We start from the raw sequence: 24,368 nt of genomic DNA, 5'->3' as shown, positions 1-24,368 counted from the left end.
CTGTCGAAGGCGGGGTGGGTCCGGTTGCGGGGGCGTGAGCCGCATGGATGCGGCGACCGAGCTTACATGGACGTACTTGCAGCGTCCCCCGCAACCGGACCCACCCCGCCTTCGACAGATTCTCGCGATCTGTCGGAATGGCGTGGGGTCAGATCCGTTTTCCTACGGAAAACGGATCTGACCCCGAATTGATTCGATATCTGACAGAGATTCATCCACGCATGGCGTGGATCTACCGACCGTCATCGGGAAACTGTCGAGGGTGGGGCGGTGTGGCTGTGCAGGACCGTTGGTGCCATGGATGGCGCCATCGAGCCCCCAGGGGTGAGGGCGCTTCGTTTGCGAAGCACTGCTTCGCAAGCGCCCGAACGCACAGCCGCCAGCGGCTGGGCCGGACCGCGGAGCGGGATTTACGGCGTGTCCTGCACAGCCACACCGCCCCGCCAAACCATCAGCAATCCAGAGCCGCTTTGGCTGTTGCTTCGGCCGTTGCTTGAAGCCTCTGCAGGTGCGGGGCGCAGCCCTGCCGAACACCCCTCTACTTGACCTGCACGTCGATCACGCCGTCGCCGACGCGGGCCTGCAGTGCGTCACCCGGCTGTACCTGATCGATCTGGCGTACCAGCGTGCCATCGTCGCTGCGGGTGAGGATGCTGTAGCCACGGGCCACGGTCGCCAGCGGGCTGACCGCTTCCAGTGAACGCGCCAGCCCGCGCAGGCGCAGTGCATCGCGCTCCAGCAGACGCTGCATCGCAATCTGCGGGCGCCCGCGCAGGGCAGCCAGGCGGCGCTGCATCGTGTCCAGCTGGCGCTGCGGATGGTGCCCGCGCAACACCGCCGCGGCATGGCGCAGGCGCGCGGCACGGCGTTCCTGCTGCTGGTTGAACGCCGCATGCAGGCGCCGGCCCAGGTCCAGCTGGCGGCGACGCAGCAGATCCAGCCGCGCCTGTGGGCTCTGCGCGTTCAGACGCAGCAGTGCACGGTCGGCACGCTGCATCGCCTGCTGCATCGTGTGCCGCTGCAGCTGCACCATGCGTGCGGCCGTGCGGCGCAGGCGCAGGGCCAGTTCGCGCTGGTCCGGCACCAGCAGCTCGGCGGCCACCGACGGCGTCGGTGCACGCAGGTCGGCGGCAAAATCGCTGAGGCTGAAGTCGGTTTCATGGCCCACCGCCGACACCACCGGGGTGTGACTGGCGGCGATCGCGCGGGCCAGCGCTTCATCGTTGAACGCCCACAGGTCTTCCAGCGAACCGCCACCGCGGGTCAGCAGGATCACGTCATAGCGGCCACTGGCATCGGCGGCCTGCAGCAGGCGGGTGATCTGCGCGGCGGCGCTGCTGCCCTGTACCAGGGTCGGCAGCAGGTCCACTTCCAGCAGCGGGAAGCGGCGGGCCAGCACGCTCAGCACGTCACGCACGGCGGCGCCGGTGGGCGAGGTGATCACTGCCAGGCGCTGCACGTGCGCCGGCATCGGTCGCTTGCGTGCCGGGTCGAACAGGCCTTCGGCCTCCAGCCGTGCCTTCAGCTCTTCAAATGCTCGGCGCAGCGCGCCTTCGCCCGCTTCTTCCATGTGGTCCAGCACCATCTGGTACTCGCCACGGGCGTCGTACAGGGTCACCTTGCCGCGCACCAGCACGCGCATGCCTTCGCGCGGCACGAACTTCAGGTACTGCGCCTTCATCCGGAACATCGCCGCGCGCAGCTGCGCACGTGCGTCCTTCAGGGTGAAATACAGGTGTCCTGAAGAAGGGCGCGCCACGCTGCCCAGCTCGGCCTCGACCCAGATCGCCGGGAAGCTGCCTTCCAGCAGGTCGCGGGCCAGGGTATTGAGCTGGCTGGGGGTGAAGATGTCGTTGTTGCGTGGCTGCATGGGAACGGCGTGCTGCGGGTGGAACGGGGGCTCAGGATCGCACGTCAGCGCACCGTATGCTGGCCCAGCGCCCACTGCACGTGTTCACGCACCAGCGGCGAGGGATCATCGACGCGGGTCTGCAACGCGGCCAACGCTTCGGCCGAGGTCGGTGCATTGCCCAGTGCCACGGCGATGTTGCGCAGCCAGCGCTCATGGCCACTGCGGCGGATCGGGCTGCCTTCGGTACGGCGCAGGAACTCGGCTTCATCCCAGGCGAACAGCTGGTCCAGCCGCGCGGTATCGAGGTTGTTGCGCGCGCGGAAATCGGCTTCGTCGGTACGCTTGGCGAACTTGTTCCAGGGGCAGACCAGCTGGCAGTCGTCGCAGCCGTAGATGCGGTTGCCGATCAACGGCCGCATGTCTTCGGGAATGGCACCGTCGTGCTCGATGGTCAGGTAGGAGATACAGCGTCGCGCATCCAGCCGCTGCGGGCCGGTGATGGCCTGGGTCGGGCAGACATCGATGCAGCGCGTGCAGGTACCGCAGTGTGCCGTGGCCGGCGTATCGATCGGCAGCGGGACATCGATGTAGATCTCGCCGATGAAGAACCAGGAGCCGCCGTGGCGGTCGATCAGGCAGGTGTGCTTGCCGATCCAGCCGAGCCCCGCATTGCGGGCCAGTGCGCGTTCGAGCACCGGCGCCGAATCGACGAATACGCGGTAGCCCAGCGGTGCCACTTCATCGTTGATCTGCGTGGCCAGCTTCTGCAGGCGGTTGCGCATCAGCTTGTGGTAGTCGCGGCCCAATGCGTAACGGGCCACGTAGGCGCGGCCCGGGTCGGCCAGGGTTGCCCAGGCCTCGGTGTCGTCCTTGTGGCTGTAGTCCATGCCCACCGAGATCACCCGTACGGTGCCGGGCAGCAGCTCGGCCGGGCGCGCGCGCAGGGTGCCATGGCGCGCCATCCAATCCATCGTGCCGTACAGGCCCTGGCCCAGCCAGTCGGCCAGGTGCGCTTCATCCTCGCCCAGCTCGATGCCGGCGATGCCACAGCGCTGGAAGCCATGCGCACGGGCCAGTTCGCGGATGCGCTGCACGGCCTGGGCCGGATCGACAGGGGTGGGGACGGGGGACATGCGCACCAGTATAAAATCCCTGCATGGCCAACCTTGCCGATCTGTTCGATTCCGCTGCCGCGCGTGCGCTTGATGCGCAGGCCTCAGCGCTGGCCGCCGAGGGCGGTTGGGGCCTGATGGCGCAGGCCGGTCAGGCCGCCTGGCAGTGCCTGCTGCAGCATTGGCCGCAGGCGCGGCGGATCGGCGTGGTGGTCGGTGCGGGCAACAACGGCGGCGATGGCCATGTGCTGGCCCGTCACGCGCTGCAGGCCGGGCGCGAGGTGACAGTGATCGCCTTGCCGGGGAAGTCGCCGTCAACCGTGCTGGCACGGCATGCAGCATCTGAATTCAAGTCCGGTGGCGGCACCATCACCGATTTCGACGGCATGCTGCCCGAGGCCGACATCTGGGTCGATGCCCTGTTCGGTCTGGGCTTCGATCGCGCGCCGGAAGGCGTGGCGCAGGCGCTGATCGTCGCGCTCAACGCGCAGGCGGCACCGGTATTGGCGTTGGACGTGCCCAGTGGCGTCGATGCCGACCGCGGTGCCGTACCGGGCGTGGCCGTGAAGGCCGCTTTGACCCTGCAGTTCATCGTGCCGCATCGTGGGCTGTATACCGGCGATGCGCTGGATCATTGCGGGCAGAAAGTCCTGGCACCGCTGCAGCTGCCTGCGGCCGCATGGCAGGGCGTGTCACCCGCCGCAGAGCACTGGACCCAGGCTCGCTTGCCGGCACTGCTGCCGCCACGTCGCGCCAACACTCACAAGGGCGAATCCGGGTACGTGCTGTGCGTCGGCGGCAACCATGGCAGCGGCGGCGCCATCGCAATGGCCGCCGAGGCCGCGTTGCGTGCGGGCGCGGGATTGTTGAGCCTGGGCACCCGCCGCGATCATGTCGGCCCGTTGCTGGCGCGCCTGCCGGAGGCGATGACCCACGCGCTGGAAGACGGCGATGTGCTGCCAGCGCTGCTGGACAAGGCCAGGGTGGTGGCGATCGGCCCCGGTCTGGGCCAGGACGAATGGGCGCGCGCACTGTTTGCGCGGGTGCTGGCCTGCGCCAGGCCACTGGTGGTCGATGCCGATGCCCTGAACCTGCTGGCGCAGGATCCGCGCGCGCTGCCTGACGCCATCCTCACGCCGCATCCGGGCGAGGCCGCGCGCCTGCTCGGCTGCAGCACCGCTGACATCCAGGCCGACCGCTATGCCTGCGCGCAGGCACTGGCCGAGCGTTTCCACGCCGTGGTGGTGCTGAAGGGCGCCGGCAGCATCGTCGCAGGGCCCGGGCAACGGCCACGGCTGATTGCCGCAGGCAACCCCGGCATGGCCGTGGGTGGCATGGGGGACCTGCTCACCGGCATCATCGCCAGCCTGCGCGCGCAGGGCCTGGCAGCCTTCGACGCTGCTGCAACCGGTGCGCTGCTGCATGCGCTCGCGGGCGATGTCGCTGCCGCCGACGGCGCGCGCGGCCTGCTTCCTACTGATCTGCTGTCGCCGTTGCGGCGACTGGCCAACCCGGAACTCTCCCGATGATCGATTTCTTCCTTGCCGACAGCGATGCCACCGAACTGCTCGGGCAATGGCTGGCGGCCACCCGGCCGCCGCAGGCGCTGGTCGAACTGCGCGGCGACCTGGGCGCCGGCAAATCCACGACCGCACGCGCACTGCTGCGCGCACTGGGCGTGCAGGGCGCGATCCGCAGCCCGACCTACACCCTGGTCGAGCGCTATCCGCTGGCCAGCGGTGGCGAGGCCTGGCACCTGGACCTGTACCGGATCGGCCAGGCCGGTGAACTCGATTTCCTGGGCCTGGACGAGGGCAGCGCGGTGCTGTGGCTGGTGGAATGGCCGGAACGCGGCGCGGGCGCGCTGCCGCCGACCGACCTGGTGGTGGCGCTGGAGATCGAGGGGCAGGGGCGTCGCGTCCGTCTCACTGGAGCCAGCGACGTCGGACATGAATGGCTGAAACGGCTTCCCCAAGGGGGCGACTTGCAGGCCATTTCTGTCGGCTGACGAGAACAAAGACCGGCAGGTTACGGATTATTAAGGAAAAAGGTGTTGCATTCCGTTCAGCGCGGTGATTGAATCCTGAGCCATGCGCCCGGGGAACCGTCTCATCGCTATCTGTGCCGCCGTCGGACTGGGTCTGGCGAGCGTCAGTGCGTGGGCCGGTGAAGTCCGCCAGGTCCTGCTGAATACCGGCGCCACCGGCACCCGTGCCGAGATCTCGCTGGTCGGCAGTGGCGGCTACAAGACGCTTTCTCTGGCCGGTCCGAACCGTCTGGTAGTCGACTTCCCGGACTCCAGCGCCATACGCAACCTGAAGATGCCGGCTGCACAGGGCGTGGTCACGGCGGTGCGTACTGGACAGCCGGTGCCAGGCACCTTCCGTGTCGTTTTCGACCTCGCTGAATCGGTGGCGCCGTTCCGCCCGCAGATGCAACGCGAGGGCAATGAATCCAAGCTGGTGATCGAATGGCCGGGCGACGGCCCGGCCGTGGCCGCCAGCCGTCCCGCAGTGGCGCCGGCGGTGCAGCCGCAGGCACAGGTCAACACGCCCACACCGGCGCCGACGCCGGCGGAGAGCGCGCAGTCACGTTCCGATGCGGCGCGTGCGACCGCGCTGCTGACTGCCCAGGTGCGCCAGCAGGCCAGTGCCACTGCCGCCGCGCCGGCCACGCCCACCCCGGCGCCGTCCACCGCACCGGCCCAGGTCGCGGCGGCCGGTACCGTGGCCAGCAGTTCGCCTTCTTCCTCGCCGGCCGCGATCCTTGCTGGGCAGCGCACCGCAGCGGTGGTGACCACGCCACCGGCCACGGTGCCCGCACCGGCACCGACGCCGGTGGAACCGCCGCGCCCGGCCATGCCCAGCGATGCGTCGCGCATCCGCATGCAGGCCGGCATGCGCCATCTGGTGGTGGCCATCGATCCGGGCCATGGCGGCCAGGATCCGGGTGCGATCGGCCCGACCGGCAAGCGCGAAAAGGATGTGACTCTGGCCGTGGCGCGTGAACTGGCCCGCCAGGTCAATGCGACGCCGGGCCTGAAGGCCTACCTGACCCGCGACAGCGACGTGTTCATCCCGCTGCCGATGCGCGCGCAGAAGGCGCGTGCGAACAAGGCCGACATCTTCATTTCGATCCATGCCGACGCGGCCGAAAACCGTTCTGCCACCGGTTCGTCGGTGTACGTGCTGTCGACCAAGGGTGCTTCTTCGCAGCGCGCCCGCTGGCTGGCGGACAAGGAAAACGCGGCCGACCTGGTCGGTGGCGTGCGCCTTCAGCAGACCGAAGGCACGCTCGCCAACGTGTTGCTGGACCTGGCCCAGAGCGGCTACATGAAGGCATCCGAAGACGCGGCCGGCCACGTGCTGGGCGGCCTGAAGCGGATCGGTAACAACCACAAGCCGAACATCGAGCGCGCCAACTTCGCGGTTCTGCGCACCTCGGACATGCCGGCGATGCTGGTGGAAACCGCGTTCATCTCCAACCCGGATGAAGAACGCCGCCTGATCGACCCGGCCTACCAGCGCAAGATCGCCGGTGCGGTGCTGGACGGTGTACATACCTTCTTCAGCCGCCAGCCGCCGCCGGGGACGCTGTATGCCGCCCGCGCCCAGGCCGAGATCGACGCAGCCGGCACCATGGCCGGCGGCAGCAAGTAACCCGCCGAAGGCGGGTTACTGCTTTCTGTAGAGTCGACCGTCAGTCGACTGCGCGCGCAGTGTGGGGGTTTCGGTGCCCGGCGAAGAGCAGTCGACTGACAGTCGACTCTACATGCGCAGCCTCCGTTATCATCCCCGCATGACGTCTGCTACCCATCCGCGCCCGATCCGGCCGTTGCCGGAGATCCTGATCAACCAGATCGCCGCCGGCGAAGTGGTCGAACGTCCTGCGTCGGTGGTCAAGGAGCTGGTCGAGAACGCAATCGATGCCGGCGCCAGTCGCGTTGATATCGATCTTGAAGAGGGCGGTGTACGCCTGATCCGCATCCGCGACAACGGCAGTGGCATCGCGCCGGAACAGCTGCCGCTGGCGGTATCGCGCCACGCCACCAGCAAGATCGCCGATCTGGACGATCTTGAATCGGTGGCCACGCTCGGTTTCCGTGGCGAAGCATTGCCGTCGATCGCTTCGGTCAGCCGTTTCACCCTGTCCTCGCGTCGCGCACATGACGAACACGGTTCGGCGCTGCAGATCGAAGGCGGCAAGATCGGCGAGGTGACGCCGCGCGCGCATGCGCCGGGCACCACGGTGGAAGTGCGCGAGCTGTTCTACAACGTACCGGCGCGGCGCAAGTTCCTGCGCGCCGAGCGCACCGAGCTGGGCCATATCGAAGAATGGCTGCGTTCGCTGGCGCTGGCGCGGCCGGATGTCGAACTGCGCGTGTCGCACAACGGCAAGGCCTCGCGCCGCTACAAGCCGGGTGATCTGTATTCCGATGCGCGATTGGCCGAAACGCTGGGCGAGGATTTCGCCAACCAGGCCGTGCGCGTCGACCACAGCGGTGCCGGCCTGCGCCTGCACGGCTGGATCGCGCAGCCGCATTATTCGCGCGCCAGCGCCGACCAGCAGTACCTGTACGTCAACGGCCGTTCGGTGCGCGACCGCAGTGTCGCCCATGCGGTGAAGATGGCGTACGGCGATGTGCTGTACCACGGCCGCCAGCCGGCCTACGTGCTGTTCCTGGAACTGGATCCGACCCGCGTCGACGTCAACGTGCACCCTGCCAAGCATGAGGTGCGCTTCCGCGATTCGCGGCTGGTCCATGATTTCGTCTATCGCACGTTGAAGGATGCGCTGGCCGATACCCGTGCCGGCGTGTCGGCGCAGGACATCGGTGCCGGCTCTGCGCATCCGGCGGATGCAGGTTCGGCACCGATGGTCTCCAGTGCGGGCGCCTCCGGTTTCGGTCTGGTACGCGGTGCCGCACCGGGTGCCGGATCGAGTGGTGGCGGTGGTGGATTCTCGGGCTGGCGCCCGCAGCAACCGCTGGGATTGCAGGTGGCCGATGCACCGGCTGCCTATGCCGCGCTGTATGCCGCGCCGGCCGGTGCCGAACGCGGTGCTGCCCTGCCGCCGATGCCGACCGAGAACGGACTGCCGGTGACCAGTGCTGACGCTGGCGTGCCGCCGCTGGGCTACGCGATCGCGCAGCTGCATGGCATCTACATCCTGGCCGAGAACGCCGAAGGCCTGATCGTGGTCGACATGCATGCGGCGCACGAGCGCATCGGCTACGAGCGGCTGAAGAACGCGCACGATGGCATCGGCCTGCAGTCGCAGCCATTGCTGGTGCCGATCACGCTCGCGGTGGGCGAGCGCGAAGCGGATACCGCCGAAAGCGAAGCAGAAACGCTGGCCGCACTCGGCTTCGAAGTGACCCGTGCCGGCCCCGGTGCGCTGCACGTGCGCAGCATTCCAGCGCTGCTGGCACACGCCGAACCGGAAGGCTTGCTGCGCGACGTGCTGACCGACCTGCGCGAACACGGCCAGAGCCGGCGTGTGGCGAGTGCGCGCGATGAGCTGCTGTCGACCATGGCCTGCCACGGCGCGGTGCGCGCCAACCGACGGCTGACCGTGCCGGAAATGAACGCACTGCTGCGCGACATGGAAATCACCGAGCGGTCGGGCCAGTGCAACCACGGCCGGCCGACCTGGGCCCGTTTTTCGCTGGCGGAGATCGACCGCTGGTTCCTGCGCGGACGTTGAGGGGAGCATCGATGCGTTATCGGGGAATGGGCGGCCTGCTGGCCGCTTTGGTGTTGGCCGCCTGCAGTCCGGCGACACCGCCGGCGCCGACGGTTGCTGAAGATCCGGCCTATGCGGCCACGCAGCAGCAGTGGCGGGTAGCGCGCTACCAGGACCTGACCCGGCCGGATGGTTGGACAGCGTTGGTCGGCCTGCACTGGCTGCAGAACAAATCGCACTTCGTCGGCAGCGGCGCGACCAACGGGATCCGCCTGGCGGTTGGACCGGACAAGCTGGGCCTGCTGCGCCGCGAAGGCAGCCAATGGTGGTTCACACCGGAGACCGGCGTTGACGTCAGTCATGACGGGCAGCCGGTACGCGGCCGCATCCGTGTCGACACCGACAAGGATCCGCAGCCGACGCTGCTGGCCTTTGATGGTGGCAAGGGGCAGCTCAGCATCATCCGCCGCGGCCCGCGCGATGCGCTGCGGGTCAAGCACGCCGACGCGCCAGCACGCCGTGATTTCGCCGACCTGGAATACTGGCCGGGTGGCCCGGACTGGCAGGTGCAGGCACGTTTCATCCCGCATCCGGCGGGCAAGACCCTGCCCATCGTCGACATCACCGGCCTGACCACCGAAATGCCGAACGCAGGCGCGGTCGAGTTCCAGCGCGATGGCCGCAGCTGGCGGCTGGAGGCGATCGGTGCGCCGGGGCAGCCGCTGTTCCTGATCTTTGCCGATCGCACCAGTGGCCGCGGCAGCTATCCGGCCGGGCGTTACCTGGACACCGACGCGCCGGCAGCCGATGGCACGGTGCGCATCGATTTCAACCATGCCTACAACCCGCCCTGTGCGTTCACTGCCTACGCGACCTGCCCGTTGGCGCCGCCGGAAAACCGGCTGGACCTGCGCGTGGAAGCGGGCGAGAAGGCTTACCACCTGCCTGAAGGAGAAGGCTGAAATGCCGATCAGAACCCTGTTGCGTGCCGCCGTTCTGTTGGCGGCCTGTGCGCTGGCACCGCTGGTTGCAGCGCGTACCGTGCAAGCCGACACCGCTGGCGCAGCGGCGGCCAAGCCGCCGGTACCGTTGCTGTGGAAAGTCACCGGCCCGGGCGACTCGCGCCTCTACCTGCTCGGTTCCTTCCACCTGCTGAAGCCGCAGGACTACCCGTTGTCGCCCGATGTCGAACAGGCGTTCGCGGCCTCGCAGCGGGTCGTGTTCGAACTGTCGCCGGAAGACATGCAGTCGCCGCAGCTGGCCAGCCGCATGGTGCAGGCAGCGGTCCGCAGCGATGGCAGCGAGCTCAAGCGTGATCTGGATGCTGCGACCTGGCAGAAGCTGCAGGTGTTCGCTGCCGAGAACAAGCTGCCGCTGGCGCAGATGCAGGGCATGAAGCCGTGGTTTGTCGGCCTGAGCATTTCGGTCGGGCAGATGCAGAAGCTGGGCCTGGACCCGGCACTGGGCCTGGACCGCCACTTCATGGAGCGTGCGCAGAAGACCGGCCGCAAGACCGCGGGACTTGAAGACATCGACACCCAGATCGGCATGCTCGACGGAATGACGCTGCAGGAACAGCGGCAGATGCTGGCCGAAGCGCTGGACCAGGCCGGCAAGGCCGACGAGCAGGCACGCCAGCTGCACGATGCATGGCGCCGGGGTGACGAGCGCCTGCTGTGGACCCGGATGGCGGCGGAAATGCGCCAGCAGTATCCGCAGCTTTACCAGCGCATCAATACCGGCCGCAATGACGCCTGGGTGCCGAAGCTGCTGCCGTACCTGCAGGCCGGGCAGGGCGGCACGCTGGTGGTGGTCGGCACGCTGCACCTGCTGGGCAACGATGGCGTGGTCGAGAAGCTGAAGGCGAAGGGTTACAAGGTCGAACGCGTATGCACGGGGTGCAAGGCGAAACGCTGACCTGACGTTGGCGCGATGCCAAACAGAACGGCGCGCCAGGGGCGCGCCGTTTTCGTCTCAGCAGATGCCGCAGCTCAGCGGCGGGTCTTGCCGCCGGTGCCGGTGCCCGGTTCGTTCGGTTTGTTGCCGGTACCTGCGCCGGTTCCCGTTCCGGTGCCGCCCGGGCGCGGGCCGCCGAAGCCACTGCCCATGTTGCGCTGGAATTCCTGCCACAGCTCCAGGTTGCGCTCGGTCAGCTGGTTCATCATCGCCCACGGGGTCTGGCCCAGCAGGTTGCCCATCTGCTGGCGGAACTGCTGCTGCTGGTCGAGGAAGACCTGCATGCTGCGCTCCAGGTAATTGCCCATGAAGCCCTGCAGGGAATCGCCGTAGAAGCGGATCAGCTGGCTCAGCAGCTGGGTGGACAGCATCGGTTCGCCGTCCTGTTCCTGGTCGGCGATGATCTGCAGCAGGACCGATCGCGTGAGGTCGTCGCCGCTCTTGGCGTCGCGGACTTCGAAGTCTTCACCGTCCAGGATCAGTTGGCGCACGTCCTCGATGGTGATGTAGCTGGAGATCTCGGTGTCGTAGAGACGGCGGTTCGGATACTTCTTGATGATGCGGGTCGCAGCCATGAAGCGGTACTCGTCACAGTAGACGCGCAGCATGGCGCAGTGCAGCAGCCGTTGCAACCGCCTCAGCCCCCGCCAGGCTTGGCTTTCGGCGGCGATCATGTTGCGCAACAAGGGTTTGCGTGCTGCGCAGCATGACGCTTGGCCGGGTCCGGCGGCGGCCGCCGCGAGGGCCCGCTGCGCGGCTTACCAACCCATGTGGTGGCCGCCGTTGATGTCCAGGTTGCTACCGGTGATCCACGAGGCTTCGTCGGCGACCAGGAACGAGACGCCGTAGGCGATTTCCTCCGGCTTGCCGAGGCGCCCGGTGGGGATGTCGGCGATGATCTTGGCGCGTACGTCCTCCGGCACCGCCATCACCATGTCGGTGGCGACGTAGCCGGGCGAAATGGTGTTCACGGTGATGCCGAAGCCGGCGTTCTCGCGGGCCAGCGAGATGGTGAAGCCGTGCATGCCGGCCTTGGCTGCCGCGTAGTTGGCCTGGCCGTACTGGCCCTTCAGGCCGTTGATCGAGCTGATCTGGATGACCCGGCCCCAGCCGCGGCGGCGCATGCCCTCGATGACCGGGCGGGTGACGTTGAACACCGAGTTGAGGTTGGTGTTGATCACATCGTGCCACTGGTCCGCGCGCATGCGATGGAACGTGGTGTCGCGGGTGATGCCGGCGTTGTTGACCAGGATCTCAACCGGGCCCAGCTCGGCCTCGACGGCGCGCACCAGCGCTTCGGCGCTGCCCGGATCGGAGACATCGCCCGGGAAGATCGACACGCTGTAGCCGCGTTCGGTCATCGCCTGCTGCCAGGCGCGGGCCTTGGCCTCGTCGCGGTAGTTGGTGGCGACCCGGTGGCCCTGGTCGGCCAGGCGTTGGCAGATGGCGGTACCGATGCCGCCGGTTCCGCCGGTGACCAGTGCGACGCGAGATGTCATGGAGTGTTGTCCGGGTATCAGGTGGGGGAAGTGGGATTCTGCAACATCGGCGTGGAAAGTGCGCCGGCTGGCGGCAGGCCTGCTCCAATCAGGATGTCACCACGCGGCAGCCGCGCTGGGTCGAATGCCTGCCGAGCGGTGGCCAGCAGCGTGTCCAGGTCGTGCGCAGGTTCCAGCGCTTCAGGTGCCTGGCCGAGCAGCTGCCAGAGCTGGCGTAGCACGGGCAGCGGGCGCGAACTATCCACCGGCAGCGCTGACAGCGACTTGGACAGCTTGTGGCCCGGGGCATCGAGCAGCAGCGGCAGGTGCCAGTAGCGCGGCACCGCCAGCCCCAACGCCTGCTGCAGCAGGATCTGCCGCGCGGTAGAGTCGAGCAGGTCGGCACCGCGCACCACTTCGGTCACCCCCTGCGCGGCGTCATCGACCACCACCGCCAACTGGTAGGCCCAGCAGCCATCGGCGCGGCGCAGCACGAAGTCGCCGACCTCGGCATGCACGTCCTGCTGCTGCGGGCCGCGCAGGCCATCGTCGAAGTGCACGAGGCTGCCCGGCGGCACGCGGAAACGGACGGCGGGATCCGGTCGGGGTTGCCGGGCGACGCAGCGATGGTGGATGCCGCCGCTGGCGGCCAGGTCGCTGCGGCTGCAATGGCAGACGAAGGCTTGGTCGCTGGCCAGCAGCACGTCGAGCGCGGCCTGGTAGGCCTCGCCGCGGGCGCTCTGCCAGAAGATCGGACCGTCGTGGGCCAGGCCGAACGCCGCCAGTGCCTGCAGTTGTGACTCGGCGGCACCGGGCACGGTGCGCGGTGGGTCGACGTCTTCGATGCGCAGCCGCCACACGCCGCCGTGATGGCGTGCGAGCAGCCAGCTGCCGAAGGCGGCGAGCAGGGATCCGGGATGGAGCAGGCCGGTCGGCGAGGGCGCGAAACGACCGCAGGGAATGGGGGAGGTCATGCTGGCTGAATCGTCGGTCAGGTTGGCGCTTGAATTCAAGCTGACCACACCGCAAATTGACCGGTATCGACCCCTTCCGAGCCGGATTTTCCCATGTTTACCCGCATTGCCCTGTTCCTGGCGACCAACTTCGCGGTCCTGATCCTCGCCAGCATCGTGATGTCGTTGCTCGGGGTCAATCCAAGCCAGATGAGCGGCCTGCTGGTCATGGCCGCGATCTTCGGCTTCGGTGGCTCCTTCATCTCGCTGCTGCTGTCCAAGTGGATGGCCAAGCGCTCCACCGGTGCGGTGGTGATCACCGAGCCGCGCAACCAGACCGAGCGCTGGCTGCTGGCCACCGTCGAGCGCCAGGCCAAGGCGGCCGGCATCGGCATGCCCGAAGTGGCCGTGTACGAAGGCCCGGACATCAATGCCTTCGCCACCGGCGCCAACCGCAACAACGCGCTGGTCGCGGTGTCCACCGGCCTGCTGCACAACATGAGCGAAGACGAGGCCGAAGCGGTGCTGGGCCACGAGATCGCCCACGTCGCCAACGGTGACATGATCACCATGGCCCTGCTGCAGGGCGTGTTGAACACCTTCGTGATCGTGCTGGCCCGCGTGGTCGGCGGCATCATCGACAGCGCGCTGTCGGGCAACCGCGAAGGCGGCGGCCGCGGCTTCGCCTACTACATCATCGTGTTCGTGCTGGAGATGGTGTTCGGCCTGTTCGCTACCATGATCTCGATGTGGTTCTCGCGCCACCGCGAGTTCCGCGCCGACGCTGGCGGTGCCTCGCTGGCCGGCCGCCAGAAGATGATCGCTGCGCTGGAGCGCCTGCAGCTCAACCACGGCCAGAGCACGCTGCCGACCCAGATCGCAGCCTTCGGTATTGCCGGTTCGACCGCGAAGAAGCTGTTCATGAGCCACCCGCCGCTGGAAGAGCGCATTGCCGCCCTGCGGGCGTCGACGGTGGCGTAAGCCTCCGCTTCCACGGCAGTGCAGGAACGCCCGGCCCCGCGCCGGGCGTTTTTGTATGCGCGCACGCATTGGTGGCGCCGGGTACGACTCGGCGAGAGTCATTTCCGCGACTGCGGAGGGGTGTCACTTTCTTTGCTCGTGCAAAGAAAGTAACCAAAGAAACACGCCGCCAGGGCGCGAGCCGTCGCTACGCGACGGTTCCCTGCGCTTCTCGGCCAATCAGGGGGCGGCGCCGAACTCGCTTCGCTCAAACATCGGCGCCTCTTCGCCCCTGATTCCCCTGCGATGCTCGGCTCGCTCAAGGCGGACCCAAGGTCAAATGCTACAGCTGCACCCCGTAGATTCACGCCATGCGTGGATGCTGTTGCTCTTGATCTTGACCTTCCAGTCCGCCTTCAAGCGAGCCGAGCACCGCAGGTCCGGCGAGGGCGAAGAGGTGCGGGTGTCTGAGCGCAGCGAGTTCCCGCGCCGTCCCTCGACGGGCCGAGGAGCGCAGGGCACCGGCGTGCGCAGCACGTCGGCTCGCGGCCGGCGGAGCGTTTCTTTGGTTACTTTCTTGATGGCGCACATCCATGTGCACCACCCTACGGGCCGGCTACGCCGTTCCACGCTGCTCCTGCAGCGCGGTGCACGCGCAAAGAAAGTGACACCCCTCTGCGGTCGCGGAAATGATCCCCAGGCATCGCCTGGCGCGCCAATGCGTCGGCGCACAAACGAAAACGGCACCCTCGCAGGTGCCGTCCCCATGAACCGCTTTACACGGAACCTCAGAACTTCGCGTCGAACTCCGCCGCGTAGCCGGTGTTCACCAGCACCTTCTGCAGCGACTCGGCCACCTTCAGGTTGCCGGCCACGATCTGATGGGTGTCCGGACCGCGGTTGTCCATCCGGCCCAGGGTCGCGCCCTTGAAGTCGCAGACCTTGCCGCCGGCCTCGCGGACCAGCAGCAGGCCGGCAGCGATGTCCCAGGCCTTCACGCCGGCTTCGAAGTAGGCGTCGGCGCGGCCGCAGGCCACGTAGGCCAGGTCCAGTGCCGCCGAGCCGGTGCGGCGGATGTCCTCGCCGTGCACCAGCAGGGCGTCCACCGCCTTCAGCTGGGCGCTGGCGCGGCTGCGCTCGCGCGGCGCGAAGCCGGTGTGGATCATGGTGCCTTCCAGGTCCTTGCGGTCGGCCACGCGGATGCGGCGGTCGTTCAGCACGGCACCCGCGCCACGGCTGGCGGTGAACAGTTCATTGCGCAGCGGATCGAAGATGACCGCATCGGTCGGCTCGCCGTTCTCGACCAGCGCGATCGACACGCAGTAGTGCGGCACGCCGCGCAGGTAGTTGCTGGTGCCGTCCAGCGGGTCGATGACCCACATCTGGCGGCGCTCGCCCTGCACGCCACCTTCTTCACCGAAGATGCCGTAGTCCGGGTAGGCGCGCTTGAGTTCCTTGACGATGACCTTTTCCGCGTCCGCATCCACTTCGCTTGCGTAGTCCATCCGGCCCTTCTGCACCACGTTCAGTGCCTCGAGCTTGTTGATGTTGCGCAACAGGACGTTGCCGGCGAGGCGGGCGGCCTTGACCATGACGGTTACGGCGGGTTTCTGCATGGCGTGGGCTCCCGGAAAGGCAGAAGAGATGGACTGGCGGGGGAAAAGAGCGGGTCCGGCGCAGTGGCCGGCCGCACAGTTTACCATTGGTCATCGTCCAGCTCGACCTTTTCCCTGTTCATGTCCCAGTTTCCCGCCGCCACCCGTCTCCGATTCGTCCTGGTCGGTACCCAGCACCCCGGCAACATGGGGGCCGCCGCCCGTGCCCTGAAGACCATGGGCCTTGCCCGCTTGGTCCTGGTCGCCCCCGAAAAGCCGCTGGACGAGGAGGCCTTCCGCCGCTCGGCCGGTGCCGAAGACGTGCTGGGGGACGCCCCGGTGGTGGCCACCCTGGCCGAGGCCGTGGCTGACTGCCGCCTGGTGCTGGGCTGCACCGCCCGTGCCCGCCGCGTCCAGCTGGAGGAGTACCTGCCGGCCGATGCCGCTGCCCGCGCGGTGGCCAAGGCCGGCGAGGGTGCCGAAGTGGCGCTGGTGTTCGGCCGTGAGCGCACCGGCCTGACCAACGAGGAACTGCAGCTCTGCCATGCAGCGGTGCACATCCCGTCCGACCCGGAGTTCAGCTCGCTCAACCTGGCTGCCGCCGTGCAGGTGCTGGCCTATGAAACGCGCATGCAGCTGCTGGGTGCGCAGCCTGCGTCCGACGCCGAGCCCGGATTCCGCGAACAGGCGGCCAGCCACGAGCAGATGGAGAGCTTCTTCGCCCAGCTGGGTGACACGCTGGACGAGATCGATTTCCACAAGGGCCGCGCCCCGGAATCGGCGATGCGCAAGCTGCGCCGCCTGTTCCTGCGCAGCGAGCCCAGCGAGCAGGAAGTGCGCCTGCTGCGCGGCATCCTCGCCGACACCCAGCGCATGGCGCGGCTGGCCCAGGCAGGCGGCAAGGACAGCTGACGACGTTCTCATTTTTTCGGGTAGTCTGTCTGGATACCCAGGGGGGATGAAGCCTGTGTCGGGTCTGCGAAAGGCAATGCAGGGGGGACTGCTGAGCCTGGCCATGGTCCTGATGGCCGGGACGGTGCATGCAGCACCGGACCCGGTGCTGGTGCTGGGCCGGATCAGCGATGATCCCAAAGCCCACTACGAGCAGCTGCAGCCCTTGCTGGACTATGTGGTGGCGCGCATGCACGACGTTGGCATCAAGGAAGGGAGGATCCTGATGGCGCGCGACCCGCAGCAGATGGCCAGCTATCTGCGGCGGGGCAGGGTCGACTGGGTCACCGAAACCTCGGGTACGGCGGTGGCGCTGGGCCAGCGCAGTGGTGCACGGCCGTTGCTGCTGACCGAGCGCAATGGCGTGCGCGAGTACCAGACAGTGTTCTTCGTGCGCAGCGACAGCCCGATCCAGCGCGTGCAGGATCTGCGCGGGCACCGCTTGGCGCTGCAGAACACGGCGTCGACCAGCGCCTATCTGGTGCCGGTGATGACCCTGCTGCAGGAAGGGTTGTCGCCGCAGATCCTGGCGGGTACGTGGGACATGCCGGGGCGGGACAGTGTGGGGTATGTGTTCGCGCGCAGCGAGTTGAACATTGCAACGTTCGTGCACAAGGGCGTGGTCGATGTGGGGGCGGTGAGCAGCGTGGACTGGAATGACCAGCGCCGGATGCCGCCTGCGTTCCGCCACGACTTCCGCGAACTGCTGCGTACCGAACCCTACCCCCGCGCGGTGGAAATGGTCCGCGCCGACCTTGACCCGCGGGTGCGGGATCGCTTGCAGGAAGTGCTGCTGCAGGCGGCCAGCGACCCACAGGCGCAGGGAGCGTTGCATCGGTTTTTTGGCACCTCCGGTTTCCACCGCGTCGATGCGCATGCGCAGCAGCGGTTGGATGAATTGAAACAAGGATTGACGCGCGTGCGGATGGAAGTGGAATGAAGTGGCTCGGCTCGGGGATGCAGGCCCGGTTCCTGCTGGCGATGGGCGGAGCAATGGTGGTGGTGGTGGCGATCCTGGCAGTGCTGCTGGGGCGCCAGACCGCCATGCAGGGCGAGGTGCGCAGCCTCAGTGGTGGCGTCATCCATGAACTGTTCGACCGCAGCGTGCGCAGCCGCGGCGAAGCGATGGCGCGCGAGTTGTCCGATTCACTGGCCAATCCCCTGTACTACCGCGATCTGGACCAGGTCGGCGCACTGGTACGGGGCACTGCGCGGCAACCGGTGGTGCGCTATGTGCTGGTGTTCGACGAACGTGGCCGGCTGGTGCATGACGGCTCGATCGAGGTATCCGGTTTCGGCCAGCCCATGGCCGATCCGCTGGCACCCAAGGCTGCCGCCGCACAGGCGCTGGTGGTGCAGGAATCGCCGAAGGTGCTCGACAACACGATGCCGATCATGATCGGCAACCAGCGCATTGGCGGCGTCCGCGTTGGCATGGCGCTGGACGAGGTGCAGCAGCGTGAACAGGCCGCCAATGCCACCCTGGGCGAGCGCCTGCAGCAGGTCGGCAGCCGCCACCTGGGCTGGCTGCTGCTGATGCTCGGCCTGCTGGTGGTGATCGGCGTGGTGGTGATCCTGTACGTGCAGCGCACCCTGGTGGCGCCGATCCGTGATCTTGCCGTCGCCGCCCGCCGCATCGAGGCCGGTGACTACCAGACGCCCCTGGCCGAGAACACCCGCGATGACGAGGTCGGCGAACTGGTACGCGGTTTCGCCCGGATGCGTGATGCGATCGCCCGCCATGACCGCGAAGTGCGGCGCATGGCCTATACCGACGCGCTGACCGGGCTGACCAACCGGCTGGCATTCCGCGAGGCGCTTGATCATCGGTTGATGGCTGCCCGTGCCGCCAATCACCGCTTGGGCCTGTTGTTCGCCGATATCGACGACTTCAAGCGCGTCAACGATACCCTCGGCCATGAGGCCGGTGACGAAGCGCTGTTGCAGTTCGCGCAGCGCATCGGCCGTGCAGTCACCGAGGCCGGTGGCGATGAGGCCCTGCTGGCCCGCTTCGGCGGTGACGAGTTCGTGATCCTGGTCGGTGATGGTGACGTGGCCGCGAACGCGCGGCTGCTGGCCGAGGTGCTGGTGCGCGAGCTGGGCAAGCCGCTGGTGGTGCAGGGCAGGGAGCTGTTCCTGGGGACCTCGATCGGCGTGACCCTGTTCCCGGACGATGCCGCCGATGCGACCACGCTGCTGAAGAACGGCGACATCGCCATGTACCAGGCGAAGATGGCCGGCAAGAACTGTTATCGCTACTACAGCCGGGCGATGGACCATGCGGTCGAGCGCCGCGTGCACATGGAGCAGGAACTCCGCGGGGCCTGGGAGCGCGGCGAGCTGCGCCTGGCCTACCAGCCGATCTTCCGCATGCGCGACCGCCGCATGGTCGGCGTCGAAGTGCTGCTGCGCTGGCAGCATCCGACCCTGGGTACGATTCCGCCGTCAGTGTTCATCGAAGTGGCCGAGCAGAGCGGGCTGATCGAGATCATCGGCCCGAAGGTGCTTCGTGCGGCCTGCATGGAAGCCTCGCAGTGGCCACGTGGGGCCGGTGGCGATGATCTGTTCGTGTCGGTGAACGTGTCGCCGCGGCAGCTGCGCGGTGGTGAACTGCCGACACTGGTCGCGCAGTGCCTGCATGAATCCGGGCTGCCGGCCTCGCGGCTGCACCTGGAGCTGACCGAAACCGCCGTGATCGGCGACGAGATGGTTGCCGCGCAGCTGCTGGACAAGCTGCACCGCACCGGTGTGAAGGTCTGGCTGGACGATTTCGGCACCGGCTTCTCCGGTCTCAGCCATCTTCGCCAGGTGCCGGTGGACGGCGTGAAGATCGACAAGAGCTTCGTGGCCGACATGCAGCGCGATCCGGACGACCTGGCGCTGACCACGGCGATCATCGCCATGGCCCACGCACTGGGCATCACGGTAGTGGCCGAGGGCATCGAGCAGCAGGCGCAGTACGAGCTGCTGGCCCAGCGCGGCTGCGACCTCGGCCAGGGCTACTGGCTGAGCCATCCGGTGACCGCCACCGAAGTGGTGCGGATGATCGAGTCGGGCGTCTGACCCCAAAAAAGGGGACGGGGGGAATTAAGTCGCAAATGCATAAGCGACTTAATTCCCCCCGTCCCCTTTTTTGTTACAGCGGGCGCTTGCTCGGGTCGCCGGGCAGTTCGCGCACCAGTTTCGGGATCAGATAACCGGACAGGCGTGCGGTGAGGCCGGCAATCAGCGCCTTGGCCCGGGCATCGTCCACTTCGAAGTGGGCCACGCCCTCGACCCGGTCCAGCTGGTGCAGGTAGTAGGGCAGTACGCCGGCGGCGAAGCTGCGCTCGCTCAGGTCCTGCAGGGCCTGCACGCTGTCATTGACCCCGCGCAGCAGTACCGCCTGGTTCAGCAGCTGGGCACCGATGCCGCGCAGGCGAGCCATCGCTGCGTCCACGCTGGCGTCGAACTCATTGGCGTGGTTGGCGTGGACCACGATCGCCAGCGGCCAGGGCAGGCTGTCCAGCCAGGAGACCAGTTCATCGTCCACGCGCTCCGGCAGCACGATCGGCAGCCGGGTATGGATGCGCAGGCGGCGGATATGCGGGATCGCGCGCAGGGCGTCGGTCAGCTCGACCAGCTTGTGCGTGGCAAGTGACAGCGGGTCACCGCCAGACAGGATCACCTCGTCGATGTCCGGATCGCCCGCGATGGCGGCCACCGCCTCCTGCCAGCCTCCCTTGGCGGCGTTCTCCGCGCCGTAGTCGAAGTGGCGACGGAAGCAGTAGCGGCAGTTGATCGCGCAGCTGCCGGTGGCGACCAACAGGGCGCGACCGCGGTACTTCTGGATGACGCCAGTGGCCTTCCTGGCGGCGCCATCGCCCACCGCATCGAAGCTGAACCCGGGCGCCGGCCGCATTTCCTCGTCGATCGGCAGCACCTGGCGCAGCAGCGGGTCGGCCGCATCGCCAGAACGCATGCGGGCCACGAAGCCCTCCGGCACGCGCAGCGCGAACTGGGCCATGGCCGCCTCCGAGACGCCCAGCGCGGCCGGGTCCAGCTGCAGCCGGGCCAGCAGCGCGTGCGGGTCGCGCAGCGCCTGGCGCCAGAGCTGCTGCCAGCGCGCGGGCGCACCGGGCGACTGGGGCCGGGGGAAGGCGGAAAGCTGCATGGAGAGGGGGCCTGCGGTTATCATGTGGGCAGAAAAACAGTCGCCCACCGGCATCCGGTGGGCTTTCCATTCTAACGGCTCGCCGCACCCGCGGCGTTTTTGCCACTCAGGAGTTTACGCATGGCCAGCTACGGCATGAACGACGTCAAGAACGGGATGAAGATCCTGGTCAACAACCAACCGGCCGTCATCATCGACACCGAATACGTCAAGCCGGGCAAGGGCCAGGCCTTCACCCGCGTGAAGTACCGCCTGATCAAGGACGGCCGTACCCAGGAAGTCACCATGAAGTCGACCGACTCGCTGGATGCAGCCGACGTCGTCGATACCGACATGAACTTCATGTACAGCGACGGCGAGTACTGGCACTTCATGGACCCGGAATCCTTCGAGCAGGTCCAGGCCACCAAGGCCGGCATGGGCGGCGCCGAGAAGTGGCTGAAGGGCGAAGAGTCCTGCGTGGTCACCCTGTGGAACGGTGAGCCGATCTTCGTGCAGCCGCCGAACTTCGTTGAACTGAAGATCACCGAAACCGATCCGGGCGTCCGCGGTGACACCTCGGGCGGCGGCGGCAAGCCGGCCACCCTGGAAACCGGCGCCGTGGTCCGCGTGCCGCTGTTCGTCAACCAGGATGAGGTGATCCGCGTCGACACCCGTTCGGGCGAATACTCCGCACGCGTCAAGTAAGGTTCCGGCCATAGGCCGACCTTACGGTAGAGCCGAGCCATGCTCGGGTACGCGCCATCGCATTCGCGCTGGCGCTCCCATGATCTGCTTCGGCAGATCATGGGCCCCGCTTCACGGGTCTCCAGACCCCGCCGCTTCGCGGCAGCCCCTGACTCAGGGGCGTGTCCCCAGAAGTATCTCGCCGCCCCCACAGCCAAGTGAGCCCGCATGAGCGATAGCCCGCACCTCCCCGAAGCCTGCGACCTGCTCATCGAAGCCGGTTACGTCGTTCCGATCGAGCCGCATGCGGTGGTGCTGGAAGACCATGCCGTTGCCGTGCGTGGCAGCGAGATCGTGGCCATCCTGCCGCGTGCCGAGGCGCGCGCGCGGTTCCGCGCCACCCAGGTGGTCAGCCGTCCTGAGGCCGCGCTGATGCCGGGCCTGGTCAACGCGCACACGCACAACCCGATGACCCTGCTGCGCGGCGTCGCCGACGACCTGCCGCTGATGACCTGGCTGCAGCAGCACATCTGGCCGGTGGAAGCGGCGGTGATCGGCCCCGAGTTCGTTGCCGACGGCACCACCCTGGCCATCGCCGAGATGCTGCGCGGCGGTACCACCTGTGCCAACGAGAACTACTTCTTCGGCGACGTGCAGGCCGCCGTCTACAAGAAGCACGGTTTCCGCGCGCTGGTCGGCGCGGTCATCATCGATTTTCCCACCGCCTGGGCCAAGACCGACGACGAGTACTTCGCCAAGGCCGGTGAACTGCACGACCAGTGGCGCACCGATCCGCTGATCGGCACCGCATTCGCGCCGCATGCGCCGTATACGGTCAACGATGCCAATTTCGAGCGGGTGCGGATGCTGTCCGACCAGCTCGACATGCAGGTGCACCTGCACACCCACGAGACCGCGCAGGAGATCAACGATTCGATCAAGCTGCACGGCCAGCGCCCGCTGGCGCGACTGGATCGGCTCGGCCTGGTCAACGACCGCCTGATCGCGGTGCACATGACCCAGCTGACCGACGCGGAAATCCACCTGTGCGCCGAACGTGGCGTCAGCGTGGTGCACTGCCCGGAATCGAACCTCAAGCTGGCCTCCGGTTTCTGCCCGGCCTGCGCCCTGCAGCGTGCTGGCGTGAACCTGGCGATCGGCACCGACGGCTGCGCCAGCAACAACGACCTGGACATGTTCAGCGAGAACCGCACCGCAGCGATCCTGGCCAAGGCCGTGGCCGACGATGCCACCGCGCTGGACGCGGCCACCACGCTGCGCGCTTCCACCCTGGGCGGTGCCCGCGCGTTGGGCTTCGGCGAGCGCATCGGCTCGATCGAAGTCGGCAAGCAGGCCGACCTGGTCTGCGTTGACCTGTCGGCGCTGGAAACCCAGCCGCTGCACAACGTGCTGTCGCAGCTGGTGTACGCCACCGGCCGCCAGCAGGTCAGCGACGTCTGGATTGCCGGCAAGCCGAAGCTGGTGCAGCGCGAGCTGGTCGGCATGGACCTGCCGGGCATCATCGCCAACGCGCGCCAGTGGCGCGAGCGCATCCGTCATATCCGCGCCTGATCCCTGGCGCCGCAAGGACTCCTCATGACTGCCCCCCACGCTTCCTCCAATTTCGATCAGGCCGAGCTGGACAAGTTCGCCGCGCTGGCCAACCGCTGGTGGGACGCTGATGGCCCGCAGAAGCCGCTGCACGCACTGAATCCGGTGCGACTGAAGTACGTGGCCGAGCGCGTGCCGCTGCGCGGCGCACGCGTGCTCGACATCGGTTGCGGTGGCGGCCTGTTGAGTGAAGCGCTGGCCCAGGCCGGCGCCGATGTCACCGCCATCGACCTGGCCCCGGAGCTGGTCAAGGTCGCGCGGCTGCATGCGCTGGAAAGTGGCGCCAAGGTTGACTACCGCGTGCAGGCCGCCGAAGACCTTGCCGCCGAGCAGCCGGGCAGCTTCGACGTAGTCACCTGCATGGAAATGCTCGAGCACGTGCCCGATCCCGGCGCAATCATCGAGGCCTGCAAGCGCCTGCTGAAGCCGGGTGGCCACCTGTTCCTGTCGACCATCAACCGCACCGCTGCCGCGTTCGCGGTGGCGATTGTCGGCGCCGAGTACGTGGCGCGGCTGCTGCCCAAGGGCACGCACCACTACCAGGAATTCATCAAGCCGGCCGAGCTGGCGCGCTGGCTGCGCGAGGCTGACGTGCAGCTGGTGGATGTCAGTGGCATGGCCTACGAGCCGTGGCGCAACCACGCCCGCCTGAGCAGCCGCACCGACATCAACTACCTGGCCTACGCGGTCAAGCCGGCATGACCTCTGCACGCTTCCCGCGCGCGGTGCTGTTCGATCTGGACGGCACCCTGCTGGACAGCGCGCCGGACTTCGTCGCCACCTGCGATGCGATGCTGGCCGAGCGTGGACGCGCGCCGGTCGATCCGGCACAGCTGCGACCGGTGGTCTCCAAGGGCTCGCGCGCGATGGTCGGGGCCGCTTTCCCGGACTTGGATGCCGCTGCGCGCGATGCACTGATCCCGGAATTCCTGCAGCGCTACGAAGCGATGATCGGCCAGCACGCGGTGCTGTTCGATGGCGTGGCCGGCATGCTCGCCGCGCTGGATGAGGCGGGTACGGTGTGGGGCATCGTCACCAACAAGCCGGAGTACCTGGCGCGCTTGATCGTGCCGCAATACGGCTGGCAGCAGCGCTGCGCGGTGCTGGTCGGTGGTGACAGCCTGGCCGAGCGCAAGCCGCACCCGCTGCCGCTGCTGCACGCCGCGCAGGCGATCGGCATCGCCGCCGAAGACTGCGTGTACGTGGGTGACGACGAGCGCGACATCATCGCCGCACGCGCTGCCGCCATGCCGTCGGTGGCGGCGCTGTGGGGCTACCGCCTGCACAGCGACGACCCGTTGGCCTGGCAGGCCGACGTGCTGGTCGAGAATGCTGAACTTCTGCAACTGGCCAGTCTCTGGCCGACCCGGCCGGCAGCCCCGGCCCAGCCGTAAGG

Annotated in this window: 21 protein-coding genes; 14 read left to right on the top strand and 7 right to left on the bottom strand. The window is 67.8% G+C overall.

Annotation, left to right across the window (positions count from 1 at the left end):
- Positions 1-538: 538 nt before the first annotated feature.
- Together xseA and queG are read right to left on the bottom strand one after the other, a co-directional pair.
- Positions 539-1,870: an exodeoxyribonuclease VII large subunit gene (xseA, locus tag HLA98_RS16965; RefSeq protein ID WP_057500167.1), complete on the bottom strand. Its 1,332-nt coding sequence runs from the start codon at positions 1,868-1,870 to the stop codon at positions 539-541.
- 44 nt (positions 1,871-1,914) lie between these two features.
- Positions 1,915-2,985 carry a tRNA epoxyqueuosine(34) reductase QueG gene (gene queG / locus HLA98_RS16960; RefSeq protein ID WP_057500168.1) on the bottom strand — a complete coding sequence of 357 codons (1,071 nt, stop codon included), beginning with the start codon at positions 2,983-2,985 and terminating at the stop codon, positions 1,915-1,917.
- A gap of 23 nt (positions 2,986-3,008) precedes the next feature.
- Between queG and HLA98_RS16955 the strand changes: the two genes are divergently transcribed.
- The 6 genes from HLA98_RS16955 to HLA98_RS16930 all read left to right on the top strand — a co-directional run bounded on the left by HLA98_RS16955 (position 3,009) and on the right by HLA98_RS16930 (position 10,566).
- Positions 3,009-4,493: a bifunctional ADP-dependent NAD(P)H-hydrate dehydratase/NAD(P)H-hydrate epimerase gene (locus HLA98_RS16955; RefSeq protein ID WP_057500169.1), complete on the top strand. Its 1,485-nt coding sequence runs from the start codon at positions 3,009-3,011 to the stop codon at positions 4,491-4,493.
- A complete protein-coding gene (gene tsaE, locus HLA98_RS16950) occupies positions 4,490-4,972 on the top strand; it encodes a tRNA (adenosine(37)-N6)-threonylcarbamoyltransferase complex ATPase subunit type 1 TsaE (protein WP_012511659.1) in 483 nt (160 codons plus the stop codon). Before HLA98_RS16955 ends, tsaE begins: the two co-directional genes overlap by 4 nt.
- 82 nt (positions 4,973-5,054) lie before the next feature.
- Positions 5,055-6,623, top strand: coding sequence for an N-acetylmuramoyl-L-alanine amidase (locus HLA98_RS16945; RefSeq protein WP_057500170.1), 1,569 nt, complete (start codon positions 5,055-5,057; stop codon positions 6,621-6,623).
- Between the two features lie 139 nt (positions 6,624-6,762).
- Entirely contained in the window at positions 6,763-8,670 is a 1,908-nt protein-coding gene (gene mutL / locus HLA98_RS16940; protein WP_049447739.1) for a DNA mismatch repair endonuclease MutL, read from the top strand.
- Positions 8,671-8,681: 11 nt separating this feature from the next.
- The gene (locus HLA98_RS16935; RefSeq protein ID WP_057500171.1) at positions 8,682-9,611 is read left to right on the top strand and encodes a DUF1684 domain-containing protein; all 930 of its coding nucleotides are present in this window, start codon (positions 8,682-8,684) and stop codon (positions 9,609-9,611) included.
- A gap of 1 nt (position 9,612) precedes the next feature.
- Positions 9,613-10,566: a TraB/GumN family protein gene (locus HLA98_RS16930; protein WP_057500172.1), complete on the top strand. Its 954-nt coding sequence runs from the start codon at positions 9,613-9,615 to the stop codon at positions 10,564-10,566.
- Between the two features lie 74 nt (positions 10,567-10,640).
- Here HLA98_RS16930 and phaR read toward each other — a convergent pair whose 3' ends face one another.
- The 3 genes from phaR to gluQRS all read right to left on the bottom strand — a co-directional run bounded on the left by phaR (position 10,641) and on the right by gluQRS (position 13,057).
- Positions 10,641-11,180, bottom strand: a complete 540-nt coding sequence (gene phaR, locus HLA98_RS16925) for a polyhydroxyalkanoate synthesis repressor PhaR (protein ID WP_049447744.1) — start codon at positions 11,178-11,180, stop codon at positions 10,641-10,643.
- A gap of 183 nt (positions 11,181-11,363) precedes the next feature.
- On the bottom strand, positions 11,364-12,104 hold the full coding sequence (gene phbB, locus HLA98_RS16920) for an acetoacetyl-CoA reductase (RefSeq protein WP_049447742.1): 741 nt from the start codon (positions 12,102-12,104) through the stop codon (positions 11,364-11,366).
- Positions 12,105-12,121: 17 nt separating this feature from the next.
- Positions 12,122-13,057 carry a tRNA glutamyl-Q(34) synthetase GluQRS gene (gluQRS, locus tag HLA98_RS16915; protein ID WP_057500173.1) on the bottom strand — a complete coding sequence of 312 codons (936 nt, stop codon included), beginning with the start codon at positions 13,055-13,057 and terminating at the stop codon, positions 12,122-12,124.
- A 93-nt stretch (positions 13,058-13,150) separates the two neighbouring features.
- Here gluQRS and htpX point away from each other — a divergent pair, with 93 nt between their 5' ends.
- On the top strand, positions 13,151-14,017 hold the full coding sequence (gene htpX / locus HLA98_RS16910) for a protease HtpX (RefSeq protein WP_057500174.1): 867 nt from the start codon (positions 13,151-13,153) through the stop codon (positions 14,015-14,017).
- A gap of 767 nt (positions 14,018-14,784) precedes the next feature.
- On the opposite strand, the gene HLA98_RS16905 is transcribed toward htpX, so the two are convergent.
- Entirely contained in the window at positions 14,785-15,612 is an 828-nt protein-coding gene (locus HLA98_RS16905; protein WP_049435104.1) for an inositol monophosphatase family protein, read from the bottom strand.
- 120 nt (positions 15,613-15,732) lie between these two features.
- Between HLA98_RS16905 and HLA98_RS16900 the strand changes: the two genes are divergently transcribed.
- Genes HLA98_RS16900 through HLA98_RS16890 form a run of 3 tightly spaced genes read left to right on the top strand, consistent with a single transcriptional unit; the run spans position 15,733 to position 19,605 of the window.
- Positions 15,733-16,503, top strand: coding sequence for an RNA methyltransferase (locus HLA98_RS16900; RefSeq protein ID WP_049444830.1), 771 nt, complete (start codon positions 15,733-15,735; stop codon positions 16,501-16,503).
- 46 nt (positions 16,504-16,549) lie between these two features.
- A complete protein-coding gene (locus tag HLA98_RS16895) occupies positions 16,550-17,482 on the top strand; it encodes a phosphate/phosphite/phosphonate ABC transporter substrate-binding protein (RefSeq protein ID WP_057500175.1) in 933 nt (310 codons plus the stop codon).
- Positions 17,479-19,605 (top strand): putative bifunctional diguanylate cyclase/phosphodiesterase, encoded by a 2,127-nt coding sequence (locus HLA98_RS16890; RefSeq protein ID WP_057500176.1) that lies wholly within the window; start codon positions 17,479-17,481, stop codon positions 19,603-19,605. Before HLA98_RS16895 ends, HLA98_RS16890 begins: the two co-directional genes overlap by 4 nt.
- Positions 19,606-19,678: 73 nt before the next feature.
- Here the strand turns inward: HLA98_RS16890 and epmB are convergent, their stop codons facing one another.
- On the bottom strand, positions 19,679-20,719 hold the full coding sequence (gene epmB / locus HLA98_RS16885) for an EF-P beta-lysylation protein EpmB (RefSeq protein WP_129550505.1): 1,041 nt from the start codon (positions 20,717-20,719) through the stop codon (positions 19,679-19,681).
- Between the two features lie 96 nt (positions 20,720-20,815).
- On the opposite strand from epmB, the gene efp reads away from it, so the two are divergent.
- The 4 genes from efp (at position 20,816) to HLA98_RS16865 (ending at position 24,366) form a co-directional block, all read left to right on the top strand.
- The gene (efp, locus tag HLA98_RS16880) at positions 20,816-21,382 is read left to right on the top strand and encodes an elongation factor P (RefSeq protein WP_005410381.1); all 567 of its coding nucleotides are present in this window, start codon (positions 20,816-20,818) and stop codon (positions 21,380-21,382) included.
- Positions 21,383-21,589: 207 nt separating this feature from the next.
- The gene (locus HLA98_RS16875) at positions 21,590-22,933 is read left to right on the top strand and encodes a TRZ/ATZ family hydrolase (RefSeq protein WP_005410380.1); all 1,344 of its coding nucleotides are present in this window, start codon (positions 21,590-21,592) and stop codon (positions 22,931-22,933) included.
- A gap of 24 nt (positions 22,934-22,957) precedes the next feature.
- Positions 22,958-23,674: a bifunctional 2-polyprenyl-6-hydroxyphenol methylase/3-demethylubiquinol 3-O-methyltransferase UbiG gene (ubiG, locus tag HLA98_RS16870; RefSeq protein ID WP_057500178.1), complete on the top strand. Its 717-nt coding sequence runs from the start codon at positions 22,958-22,960 to the stop codon at positions 23,672-23,674.
- Entirely contained in the window at positions 23,671-24,366 is a 696-nt protein-coding gene (locus tag HLA98_RS16865; protein ID WP_057500179.1) for a phosphoglycolate phosphatase, read from the top strand. Before ubiG ends, HLA98_RS16865 begins: the two co-directional genes overlap by 4 nt.
- The last annotated feature ends 2 nt before the right edge of the window (positions 24,367-24,368 follow it).

It is taken from the genome of Stenotrophomonas africana (assembly GCF_013004645.1).
Lineage (GTDB): Bacteria > Pseudomonadota > Gammaproteobacteria > Xanthomonadales > Xanthomonadaceae > Stenotrophomonas > Stenotrophomonas africana.
Note: the sequence above shows the minus strand (reverse complement) of the source record. Positions and strands in the feature narration are given on the sequence as shown.

What these genes read in the sequence shown, in the direction of transcription:
- HLA98_RS16905 (WP_049435104.1), bottom strand. Translation starts at nt 15,612, where the DNA reads ATGCAGAAACCCGCCGTAACCGTCATGGTCAAGGCCGCCCGCCTCGCC.
- HLA98_RS16945 (WP_057500170.1), top strand. Translation starts at nt 5,055, where the DNA reads ATGCGCCCGGGGAACCGTCTCATCGCTATCTGTGCCGCCGTCGGACTG.
- HLA98_RS16895 (WP_057500175.1), top strand. Translation starts at nt 16,550, where the DNA reads ATGAAGCCTGTGTCGGGTCTGCGAAAGGCAATGCAGGGGGGACTGCTG.
- gluQRS (WP_057500173.1), bottom strand. Translation starts at nt 13,057, where the DNA reads ATGACCTCCCCCATTCCCTGCGGTCGTTTCGCGCCCTCGCCGACCGGC.
- epmB (WP_129550505.1), bottom strand. Translation starts at nt 20,719, where the DNA reads ATGATAACCGCAGGCCCCCTCTCCATGCAGCTTTCCGCCTTCCCCCGG.
- ubiG (WP_057500178.1), top strand. Translation starts at nt 22,958, where the DNA reads ATGACTGCCCCCCACGCTTCCTCCAATTTCGATCAGGCCGAGCTGGAC.
- tsaE (WP_012511659.1), top strand. Translation starts at nt 4,490, where the DNA reads ATGATCGATTTCTTCCTTGCCGACAGCGATGCCACCGAACTGCTCGGG.
- phbB (WP_049447742.1), bottom strand. Translation starts at nt 12,104, where the DNA reads ATGACATCTCGCGTCGCACTGGTCACCGGCGGAACCGGCGGCATCGGT.
- HLA98_RS16955 (WP_057500169.1), top strand. Translation starts at nt 3,009, where the DNA reads ATGGCCAACCTTGCCGATCTGTTCGATTCCGCTGCCGCGCGTGCGCTT.
- queG (WP_057500168.1), bottom strand. Translation starts at nt 2,985, where the DNA reads ATGTCCCCCGTCCCCACCCCTGTCGATCCGGCCCAGGCCGTGCAGCGC.
- phaR (WP_049447744.1), bottom strand. Translation starts at nt 11,180, where the DNA reads ATGGCTGCGACCCGCATCATCAAGAAGTATCCGAACCGCCGTCTCTAC.
- xseA (WP_057500167.1), bottom strand. Translation starts at nt 1,870, where the DNA reads ATGCAGCCACGCAACAACGACATCTTCACCCCCAGCCAGCTCAATACC.
- mutL (WP_049447739.1), top strand. Translation starts at nt 6,763, where the DNA reads ATGACGTCTGCTACCCATCCGCGCCCGATCCGGCCGTTGCCGGAGATC.
- HLA98_RS16900 (WP_049444830.1), top strand. Translation starts at nt 15,733, where the DNA reads ATGTCCCAGTTTCCCGCCGCCACCCGTCTCCGATTCGTCCTGGTCGGT.
- HLA98_RS16890 (WP_057500176.1), top strand. Translation starts at nt 17,479, where the DNA reads ATGAAGTGGCTCGGCTCGGGGATGCAGGCCCGGTTCCTGCTGGCGATG.
- HLA98_RS16935 (WP_057500171.1), top strand. Translation starts at nt 8,682, where the DNA reads ATGCGTTATCGGGGAATGGGCGGCCTGCTGGCCGCTTTGGTGTTGGCC.
- htpX (WP_057500174.1), top strand. Translation starts at nt 13,151, where the DNA reads ATGTTTACCCGCATTGCCCTGTTCCTGGCGACCAACTTCGCGGTCCTG.
- HLA98_RS16875 (WP_005410380.1), top strand. Translation starts at nt 21,590, where the DNA reads ATGAGCGATAGCCCGCACCTCCCCGAAGCCTGCGACCTGCTCATCGAA.
- efp (WP_005410381.1), top strand. Translation starts at nt 20,816, where the DNA reads ATGGCCAGCTACGGCATGAACGACGTCAAGAACGGGATGAAGATCCTG.
- HLA98_RS16865 (WP_057500179.1), top strand. Translation starts at nt 23,671, where the DNA reads ATGACCTCTGCACGCTTCCCGCGCGCGGTGCTGTTCGATCTGGACGGC.
- HLA98_RS16930 (WP_057500172.1), top strand. Translation starts at nt 9,613, where the DNA reads ATGCCGATCAGAACCCTGTTGCGTGCCGCCGTTCTGTTGGCGGCCTGT.